Raw genomic sequence first — 7,705 nt, forward strand, 5'->3', positions numbered from 1 at the left:
CCCTGTCCGCCTTCGACCCCTCCAGCCCCGCCGGCGACCTCGGTCCCGATGACTTCGGCAGAAGCGACCTCGGCCCGCAATGCGAGCCCGAACACGGAGCCGGCCCTCACCCGAACCACGCGGCCACAGGCGCGGCGCTGGTCCGCATGCCGCCGGGCAATGCCGGCGCGCCGGCCATCCGCCATGACGGGTGGACGCCGGAAAAGCAGGCGATCTTCCTCGAAGCGCTGGCGACGAAGCACAATGTCTCGAAAGCGGCGAAGGCGGCGGGGATGAGCCGCGCCTCCGCCTACAAGCTGCGCGCGCGGCTGAAGGGGGAGCCTTTCGACCTCGCCTGGGATGCGGCCTTCCAGTGCTCTTTCGATTCGCTGGGCGCGGCCGCGATGGACCGCGCGCTGAACGGCGTGGAGCGGCATCATTACTACAGGGGCGAGCTGGTGGGCACGTCGCGCAAGTTCGACGAGCGGCTGACCATCGCGCTGCTGTCCATGCGCCACGGCTTCCTGCGCGACGAACCGCCCCGCACCGACCCGTCCGCCGCCTACGACGCGGAAGATTTCCGCGGCCTGCTGGCGCGCGTGAAGGAGGGGCCGGAAACATGGGACGGCCATGACGATGACGAGGACCTGTGGGAGGACGAGGAAGAGGACGACTACCCCGCCGGGTAGGGCGGTTTTCGCGTGTTCCCGCGGAATATGTCAACTTCGCGGGGGCGCAAAAACCGAGTTCGGTCAGGGGCTTGCGCCGATACGTGTTGGAAAGGCGGTGTTTCCTTTGTCAACTTCGCAATCGGCTACCGAAAGGCCGATTTCCGGGCACTTCGCAGGGGCATGGGCGTTTCCTTTTCACACAATGAAAAAGGAGACGATGTCATGCAGGTACAGTTCAATTCCGACAGCAGCGTGATGGGCACGGAAAACGTGGCGGAGCGGATCGAGGCGCGGCTTCGCGAGAAGCTCGGCCGGTTCGAGGATCGCCTCACGCGGCTCGAGATTCACGTGCGCGACGAAAACGGCACCAAGGGCGGCGGCGATGACAAGGCCTGCGTCCTGGAAGCGCGCATTCGCGGCGGGGCGCCCGTCACCGTGGTCGCCAAATCGGGCGACGTCGATGCAGCCGCGCGCGAGGCGGGCACGAAGCTCGCCAAGCTGCTGCGCCGCAAGTTCGAGAAGGATGGCCGCCACGCGCCGATCCCCGAGCAGGTGGACTGATCGCGGAAGGCGGGAACGCTACGGAAAGAGAGCAGGGCGGGACTACCTCTTTTAGGCCACATTGTCGCCTTTTTTGGAACATCCCGCCGATGCGCCCGTTCATGGGGGTAACAGGCCAGCCGGTCGGGCGGGCCGTATACCGATGTATTCCACAGTGAACATACCAAGGAAAACACCATGAAAAAGCTTCCCATCGCACTCGCCACCGCAGCCTCGCTCGCACTGGCCGCCTGTGGCGCACCGGCAGAAGATGCCGACACCGTCGAAATGGACGACGCCACCGCAGCCGACACCATGGCCAATGACGACATGGCCGCCGGCAACCTGGTCGAAGTGGCACAGGGCAACGAAGATTTCTCGACGCTCGTCTCTGCCGTGACCGCTGCCGGTCTGGGCGACGCACTGTCGGGCGACGGCCCACTGACGGTCTTCGCGCCGAATAATGCCGCCTTCGACAAGCTGCCCGACGGCACGCTTGAATCGCTGACCACCGACCAGACCGACCAGCTCGGTACGATCCTGCAGTACCACGTCGTCGAAGGCTCGGTCGATGCAGCCACGCTGACGCAGGCGATCGCCGACGCAGGCGAAGAAGGGTACACGATCAACACGCTGGGCGGGGGCACGCTGACCGCGATGCTCGACGGCGAAAACGTCGTGCTGACCGACGCCGCAGGTGGCACGGCGACCGTGACCGCGACCGACGTGCAGGCCTCGAACGGCATCATCCACGTCATCGATACGGTGCTGATGCCCGAATAATCGGCTTCATATCTGATCAGGTAAGGGCGGGTATTCCAGCAGGAGGGCCCGCCTTTCCTGTCTTGCCGGCGATAATCGGCGTTAGGTAATCGGGGCGAAGAGAGCTAACCCTCCTACTGCTGACGTCGAAATTTGCGACGGACTTCGGATTTTGACGACCGCCCGGTGCCAGATAACCACCAGGGCGCACTTGGACGACGACTTCCTTTCATCGGACGAACTGACGCGAATACCGCCCGGCAATCTCGCCGCGCGGCACACGTTTCCTTGAAAGGAACACCTCATGTCGAAGACCGGCACAGTAAAATTCTTCAACACAGACAAGGGCTATGGCTTCATCCAGCCCGACGACGGTTCGCCCGACAGCTTCGTGCACATCACCGCGGTTCAGGCAGCGGGCATGACCACGCTCGATAAGGAGCAGCGGCTGAACTACGAAGTCGAGACAGGCCGCAACGGCAAGGAAAGCGCCGTGAACCTGTCGGCCGCCGACTGATCCGATTTCTGCATCCGGGCGGTCGGCATCGGCCAGGCCGCCCGGAGGCGTTTTGACGGAGCAACCCTTGGGAGGGGCACTATGAGCCAGGGCTACGATTTCTACATTACCCGTGCCGACGAAGCGGCAGCGGAGGCAGAGAACGCCGCGCTAGCCAATGTCCGCGACCGGGCGCTTAGAGCCGAGGCGACATGGCGCGGCCTCGCGAACCAGGCCCGCGCGGTGGCGGTCGAGCGCGCGAAGGTAGAGCAGGAAAAAGCCGCCCAGCGCGAGGCGGAGGCTACCCCCACCGCCTAGGCGTCCGGACGGTCGTCGTCCTTCGCAGGCGGATTGCCGAGTTCGAAACCGGCGGTCTTGGCCTCCGCGATGATCTGTGCGCCAGTCTTCATGGGGCTGGATTGGGCAAGGTCGAACCAAGCGGGCTTCTCGTCGACGAATATCTGCTGCTTGATTTGAAGCGGCGTATCGGCCGGCAGTTCAAACAGGCCGGTCAGGAAGCTGTAGTGGTCGGCAGGGATGAAGCGGAACCACAAATGGCTGCCGCAGGTTTTGCAGAACGCTCTCTCGGCCCATTCGCTCGACCTGTAGGATGTGACCGAAGCGCGTCCCGAAAGGTCGAACGCGGCGCCTTGCACCCCGCCGAAGAACGAACCGCCCCAGCGTTGGCACATGGTGCAATGGCACACATCGACTTCACCGTTTGCGCCATGCAATGCGATACTTACCGCACCGCATAGGCAGTGCCCTTCTAGCTTGCGGAGCACCGCACCCGATGAAAGGTCGATAGTGGTGTCGCTCATGACCTGCTCCTGAAAATGGACGCGGTCCAAGGTGCACGAAGACCCCGGCTGATCAAGAAGAAGATGGGAGCGTTCGGGTGTTCGCTGCGTTGACCGTAGGATGACGAAAATCCCCATGCTTCCGCTTATTCTGGGCCTTGCCGGCTTGCTGCCGCAACTGGCCTGTGTTCTCGCAGTCTGGTTCGGGCCGCTTGAATGGCGGTTCACCGCACTCGCGATCGGGTGGGGCTATGCGGCACTGATCTTCAGCTTCCTCGGAGGGTTGTGGTGGGGGCTCGCCGCGGCCGAGAGCGCAGCGGACCGCCACGTTCCGGCCTGGCTGTGGCTGTTATCAGTCGTGCCCAGTCTTTGGGCGCTGGTCACCTACCTGCCGTGGATCGCAGGGGCCAACTGGCCGGGACCATCGCTTGTCGGACTGGGTCTGGCCATCCTTGCAAGCCTTTTCGTCGACCGGCGTGTCGGTACCGAACTGCAGGTTACGCCGCCGTGGTGGATGGCGTTGCGAACCCCGCTCTCGTTCGGACTGGGCTTGCTCTCCATCCTGCTTGCCCTTGGCTAGGCCGCCTCGAGGCAGTAATTCGGGGGGCATGACCTCACTTCCCCTCGGTATTTCGATGAGCCTTCGCGGCGTTTTCCTGTTTCCGGCTCTTTTCGCATTGGCGGCCTTCGGGGCGAGCCAGCAGGATAGCGATACGGTGCCCGGAACCTCGCCGGAAGGTTTCACCGGCATCGGTGTGGAGGAAACGATCTATTTCGGCGGAACCGAACCGTTCTGGGGCGGGGAAGTTGCGGATCGCCAGATGCTCTACACGACACCTGAAAATGCCGATGGCGTGCGCTTCGCAGTCGAACGCTTCACCGGGCAGGGCGGACTGGGCTTCTCTGGCACGATGGAAGGAGCGCCCGTCGACATGACGGTAACACCGGGCGAATGCAGTGACGGGATGAGCGACCGTGTCTATCCCTACACTGTCACTCTCCAGATTGGTGCAGAACAGCGTGTGGGCTGTGCCCACACCGACAGGCAGCCCTTCACCGGGCGGGAGGCTCCGTGAGCTAGCGCTTGGGGTCCGACGCCACGCCGGCGTTTCGCAGGTGCGGACGCAGCCTCCCTGTCAGCCACAACCACCACATCCTGAAATCGGCCACCAGGCTCCACAGCGGATAGGTGAAGGTCGCCGGCCGGTTTTTCTCGACGGTGAAATGCGCGATCCAGGCGAAGAAATACCCGGCCAGCGGAAGGGCGATCAGGACCCACCAGTTTACAGTCAGGACGCCGAAGACGGTCAGCCCTACGACAAGGCTGGTCCCGACATAGTGCAGCATTCGGGTTCGGGGGAGCGAATGTTCGCGCAGGTAAAATGGCCAGAAGTCGGAAAAGCTCTTGTATTCCCTCTCGGCCATCCTTCGATTTCCCCGTGTCCTGAATGTTGTCCTCTTCGAACCGGATCTGAAGCAAATGCGAGTCGATTTCAACGATAGCAGGTCACGCGCCGATGGGGTCTGACATCTTCGCGATGCGGCAGACAAGCCTGCAAATTGGGGGAAATGCCTGAAAAGCCCGCCCTGCGCCCTCGCAAAGGGGCACAAATGGTCCTAGCACTAAGGCGTAATTTCAGACTGGAGACGATTTAGAATGGCCGAATGGCTCGATTCCGTGCTGCCCAAGGACTGTCCTCGCAGTGAAGGGCTCGCGATCGCGCGACTTGCGAAGGCGAACCAGATCGGGCGGGGCGGACTGACATTGACGAGCCCGGCATTCGAAGCCGGAGGCGTCCTTGATCCATGCTTCACGGCTGACGAAGAAGACGCCGTTGCGCCGCCGCTGGAATGGACCGCCCCGCCTCCCGGCACGCAGGAACTGGTTATCCTGGTCGAAGACGCGAGCGCCAGCCCGCCGACCCTGCACTGGGCCGTATGGGGCCTTGGCGGACAGCGCGGAAAATTGCTGGAGGGCGAAGTGCCGCCGCGTGTCGGCAAGAACGATCGCGGCAATTCGGAATGGCTCCTTCCCCAGCTGGAAACCGGAGCAGAGGCGCACACCTATGTCTTCCAGATATTCGCGCTGGACCTGCCGCTGACGCTGCTGCCGGGCGCAACGAAGGACGACCTGCTTGCCTCGATGGAGGGGCAGGTCACCGCAGCGGCGGTGCTCGCTGCAAAATACCAGTCGCTTCCCGAGGAAGAGATCGACTGGGACGACGAAGACGCTATCGACTGAAACACTTGCCAACAGGAGATTTGTAATGGCCGGAAAGAACAACGCCCTTCAGAAACCCGTCACGGTTTCGCCCGAACTTGAAAACGTGATCGGCAAGGGCCCGATGACCCGCGCCCAGGTCACGTCCAAGGTGTGGGAATACATCAAGAAGCACGACCTGCAGAAGCCGACCGACAAGCGCACCATCGTGCCTGACGACAAGCTGGGCGCCGTCATCGGCAAGGAAGAAATTTCCATGTTCAAGATGACCGCAGCGGTGTCGAAGCACCTCAGCTGATCAGAGATTGCGGGCGAGGGGCCATCGGGTCACCTCGCCCGCCCACAGGGCCAGCCAGATAATCAGCGGCTGCGCGATCATGCGCGGCACGTGATAGGCAAGGCCCAGACCCCCTGTCGCACCGCTGTTCGCGCTGGCGAGGTCGATGGCGAAGTGATGCATGTTCGCCGGCCATACGCACAGCGCATAGAGGGCAAGGCCCACGCCGGCCGCGCGGCGCAATCGCGCGGAGTAGGGCTGGAGCAACCCTGCCGCACCGGCAATCTCCGCGATCCCGGTCCAGAACACCACCGCGGCGGGTGCAGGAACCCATGGCGGGGTGATCAGCAGGAACGGGACAGGCGATGCTATGTGGAGATAGCCCGCGACCGCATAGAACAATGCCAGGACGGCGCGGGTGACTGCTTTCGCCATGTCCCGTGCCATCGCATGTCATGGCGTGCGCCTCAACTCAGTCTTCGACGATCTCGACCTCTCCGGTAAACGCGATATGGTCGCGAATATGCTCCGCGTCCGGCAGCGGGTCGGTATAGGTCCAGGCGGCGTCTTCCAGCATTGCACCGCCGGCATTGATGCTGAAATAGCTTGCATCACCCTTCCATCCACAATGGGTCGTCTTGTCCGAGTGGACGAGATTGCCGCGATTGACACTCGCTGGCGGGAAATAGTGATTTCCCTCGACAATCGCGGTGTCGTCGCTGCGAGCGATGGTTTCGCCATTCCAGCGTGCTTCCATGGTCATGGCAAAGGTCCTTTTGCTTTCGTATGCGGTTTCGCTAGGTCAGCGAAACAGAAGCCGACCCGTTCCACCGGGTCGGAAATTCCGATGGAGAGAAAGCCAATGATCCCGCGTCCGTCCCCCTTATTCGCCGCCCTGCTTCTTTCCGCGACTGCATCGCCGGCATTTGCACAGTCGGCAGAAGAGGTGGCGGCGGCAGCGCTGGACGCGGCCCCTGTGTGGGACGGGCATAACGACGTTCCGATCCAGCTGCGCGGCCGGTTCGGGAACGTGCTTGCCGATTTTGATTTCGAGGATACGACCGGCACGGCCACCGACACACGCGCTGCGATGCATACCGACATCACCCGTGCACGCGCAGGCAGGTTGGGTGCGCAGTTCTGGTCCGTCTATGTCAGCGCGTCGCTGGACGAACCCGAAGCGGTGCAGGCGACCATCGAGCAGATCGACGTGACCAAGCGGCTGATCGCGCGGTATCCCGGCGATCTGGAACTGGCGTTGACCGCAGACGACGTGGAGCGCGCGGTGTCCAATGGCCGGATTGCCTCGCTGATGGGAATGGAAGGCGGGCATTCCATCGGATCTAGCTTGGCGGTCCTGCGGCAGATGTACGCGATGGGCGCGCGCTACATGACGTTGACGCACTCGAAGACGCTCAGCTGGGCGGACAGCGCGACCGACGAGCCGCGCAATGACGGGCTGAGCGACTTCGGCAAGGACGTGGTGCGCGAAATGAACCGGATCGGCATGCTGGTCGACCTGAGCCATGTGAGCGAGAAAGCCATGCACGACGCGCTGGACGTGGCGAGTGCACCGGTGATCTTCAGCCATTCGTCTGCCCGGGCGATCAACGGCCACGCCCGGAACGTGCCGGACAGCGTTTTGCAGCGGCTGCCGGAGAATGGCGGCATCATCATGGTAACCTTCGTGCCCGGGTTCCTGAGCGAGGAAGCGCGTGTCTGGAACGCCAACCGTGCGGCAGAGACTGCCCGGCTTGAGGCGCTATGGCTGGGGCAGCCCGGCGAAGTCGCCCGGCGGCTGGAGGCATGGGACGAGGCCAATCCCCTCCCGCAATCCTCCATTGCCCAGACCGCCGACCATATCGACCACGTGCGTTCGGTCGCGGGTATCGACGCGATCGGCATCGGCGGGGATTACGACGGCATTCCCTTTGCGCCGCCGGGGCTGGAAGACGTGTC

13 protein-coding genes and 1 pseudogene are annotated in these 7,705 nt (G+C 63.2%); 10 read left to right on the top strand and 4 right to left on the bottom strand.

Features of this window, described 5'->3' with window-relative positions; translation table 11 throughout:
- The 5 genes and pseudogenes from ACGHJ7_RS14435 to ACGHJ7_RS14455 all read left to right on the top strand — a co-directional run.
- A pseudogene (locus tag ACGHJ7_RS14435) lies at nt 1-668 on the top strand (hypothetical protein); the annotation flags it as partial.
- A gap of 204 nt (nt 669-872) precedes the next feature.
- A complete protein-coding gene (locus ACGHJ7_RS14440; protein WP_390479092.1) occupies nt 873-1,211 on the top strand; it encodes an HPF/RaiA family ribosome-associated protein in 339 nt (112 codons plus the stop codon).
- Nucleotides 1,212-1,388: 177 nt separating this feature from the next.
- Nucleotides 1,389-1,973 carry a fasciclin domain-containing protein gene (locus ACGHJ7_RS14445; protein WP_390479093.1) on the top strand — a complete coding sequence of 195 codons (585 nt, stop codon included), beginning with the start codon at nt 1,389-1,391 and terminating at the stop codon, nt 1,971-1,973.
- Between the two features lie 283 nt (nt 1,974-2,256).
- The gene (locus ACGHJ7_RS14450) at nt 2,257-2,469 is read left to right on the top strand and encodes a cold-shock protein (RefSeq protein ID WP_390479095.1); all 213 of its coding nucleotides are present in this window, start codon (nt 2,257-2,259) and stop codon (nt 2,467-2,469) included.
- 81 nt (nt 2,470-2,550) lie between these two features.
- Nucleotides 2,551-2,766, top strand: a complete 216-nt coding sequence (locus tag ACGHJ7_RS14455) for a hypothetical protein (protein WP_390479097.1) — start codon at nt 2,551-2,553, stop codon at nt 2,764-2,766.
- On the opposite strand, the gene ACGHJ7_RS14460 is transcribed toward ACGHJ7_RS14455, so the two are convergent.
- Nucleotides 2,763-3,269, bottom strand: coding sequence for a GFA family protein (locus ACGHJ7_RS14460; RefSeq protein WP_390479099.1), 507 nt, complete (start codon nt 3,267-3,269; stop codon nt 2,763-2,765). The genes ACGHJ7_RS14455 and ACGHJ7_RS14460 overlap by 4 nt on opposite strands.
- A 115-nt stretch (nt 3,270-3,384) precedes the next feature.
- Between ACGHJ7_RS14460 and ACGHJ7_RS14465 the strand changes: the two genes are divergently transcribed.
- Both ACGHJ7_RS14465 and ACGHJ7_RS14470 read left to right on the top strand, forming a co-directional pair.
- The gene (locus ACGHJ7_RS14465; RefSeq protein WP_390479100.1) at nt 3,385-3,828 is read left to right on the top strand and encodes a DUF3429 domain-containing protein; all 444 of its coding nucleotides are present in this window, start codon (nt 3,385-3,387) and stop codon (nt 3,826-3,828) included.
- A 28-nt stretch (nt 3,829-3,856) separates the two neighbouring features.
- On the top strand, nt 3,857-4,324 hold the full coding sequence (locus ACGHJ7_RS14470; protein WP_390479102.1) for a COG3650 family protein: 468 nt from the start codon (nt 3,857-3,859) through the stop codon (nt 4,322-4,324).
- A gap of 1 nt (nt 4,325) precedes the next feature.
- On the opposite strand, the gene ACGHJ7_RS14475 is transcribed toward ACGHJ7_RS14470, so the two are convergent.
- Nucleotides 4,326-4,673, bottom strand: coding sequence for an Mpo1-like protein (locus ACGHJ7_RS14475; protein ID WP_390479104.1), 348 nt, complete (start codon nt 4,671-4,673; stop codon nt 4,326-4,328).
- A 232-nt stretch (nt 4,674-4,905) separates the two neighbouring features.
- Here ACGHJ7_RS14475 and ACGHJ7_RS14480 point away from each other — a divergent pair, with 232 nt between their 5' ends.
- Together ACGHJ7_RS14480 and ACGHJ7_RS14485 are read left to right on the top strand one after the other, a co-directional pair.
- On the top strand, nt 4,906-5,490 hold the full coding sequence (locus ACGHJ7_RS14480; RefSeq protein WP_390479106.1) for a YbhB/YbcL family Raf kinase inhibitor-like protein: 585 nt from the start codon (nt 4,906-4,908) through the stop codon (nt 5,488-5,490).
- A 25-nt stretch (nt 5,491-5,515) separates the two neighbouring features.
- The gene (locus tag ACGHJ7_RS14485) at nt 5,516-5,767 is read left to right on the top strand and encodes an SWIB/MDM2 domain-containing protein (protein WP_390479108.1); all 252 of its coding nucleotides are present in this window, start codon (nt 5,516-5,518) and stop codon (nt 5,765-5,767) included.
- On the opposite strand, the gene ACGHJ7_RS14490 is transcribed toward ACGHJ7_RS14485, so the two are convergent.
- Complete coding sequence (locus tag ACGHJ7_RS14490) at nt 5,768-6,181, bottom strand: DoxX family protein (protein WP_390479110.1); 414 nt, start codon at nt 6,179-6,181, stop codon at nt 5,768-5,770.
- A 37-nt stretch (nt 6,182-6,218) separates the two neighbouring features.
- Entirely contained in the window at nt 6,219-6,509 is a 291-nt protein-coding gene (locus tag ACGHJ7_RS14495; protein ID WP_390479112.1) for a DUF427 domain-containing protein, read from the bottom strand.
- Nucleotides 6,510-6,608: 99 nt separating this feature from the next.
- Between ACGHJ7_RS14495 and ACGHJ7_RS14500 the strand changes: the two genes are divergently transcribed.
- A partial coding sequence (locus ACGHJ7_RS14500; protein ID WP_390479113.1) for a dipeptidase occupies nt 6,609-7,705 on the top strand: 1,097 nt, incomplete at its 3' end.

It is taken from the genome of Altererythrobacter sp. MTPC7 (genome assembly GCF_042851395.1).
In the GTDB taxonomy this organism is placed as follows: Bacteria; Pseudomonadota; Alphaproteobacteria; order Sphingomonadales; family Sphingomonadaceae; genus CAJXSN01.

What these genes read in the sequence shown, in the direction of transcription:
- ACGHJ7_RS14440 (WP_390479092.1), top strand. Translation starts at nt 873, where the DNA reads ATGCAGGTACAGTTCAATTCCGACAGCAGCGTGATGGGCACGGAAAAC.
- ACGHJ7_RS14445 (WP_390479093.1), top strand. Translation starts at nt 1,389, where the DNA reads ATGAAAAAGCTTCCCATCGCACTCGCCACCGCAGCCTCGCTCGCACTG.
- ACGHJ7_RS14450 (WP_390479095.1), top strand. Translation starts at nt 2,257, where the DNA reads ATGTCGAAGACCGGCACAGTAAAATTCTTCAACACAGACAAGGGCTAT.
- ACGHJ7_RS14455 (WP_390479097.1), top strand. Translation starts at nt 2,551, where the DNA reads ATGAGCCAGGGCTACGATTTCTACATTACCCGTGCCGACGAAGCGGCA.
- ACGHJ7_RS14460 (WP_390479099.1), bottom strand. Translation starts at nt 3,269, where the DNA reads ATGAGCGACACCACTATCGACCTTTCATCGGGTGCGGTGCTCCGCAAG.
- ACGHJ7_RS14465 (WP_390479100.1), top strand. Translation starts at nt 3,385, where the DNA reads ATGCTTCCGCTTATTCTGGGCCTTGCCGGCTTGCTGCCGCAACTGGCC.
- ACGHJ7_RS14470 (WP_390479102.1), top strand. Translation starts at nt 3,857, where the DNA reads ATGACCTCACTTCCCCTCGGTATTTCGATGAGCCTTCGCGGCGTTTTC.
- ACGHJ7_RS14475 (WP_390479104.1), bottom strand. Translation starts at nt 4,673, where the DNA reads ATGGCCGAGAGGGAATACAAGAGCTTTTCCGACTTCTGGCCATTTTAC.
- ACGHJ7_RS14480 (WP_390479106.1), top strand. Translation starts at nt 4,906, where the DNA reads ATGGCCGAATGGCTCGATTCCGTGCTGCCCAAGGACTGTCCTCGCAGT.
- ACGHJ7_RS14485 (WP_390479108.1), top strand. Translation starts at nt 5,516, where the DNA reads ATGGCCGGAAAGAACAACGCCCTTCAGAAACCCGTCACGGTTTCGCCC.
- ACGHJ7_RS14490 (WP_390479110.1), bottom strand. Translation starts at nt 6,181, where the DNA reads ATGGCGAAAGCAGTCACCCGCGCCGTCCTGGCATTGTTCTATGCGGTC.
- ACGHJ7_RS14495 (WP_390479112.1), bottom strand. Translation starts at nt 6,509, where the DNA reads ATGACCATGGAAGCACGCTGGAATGGCGAAACCATCGCTCGCAGCGAC.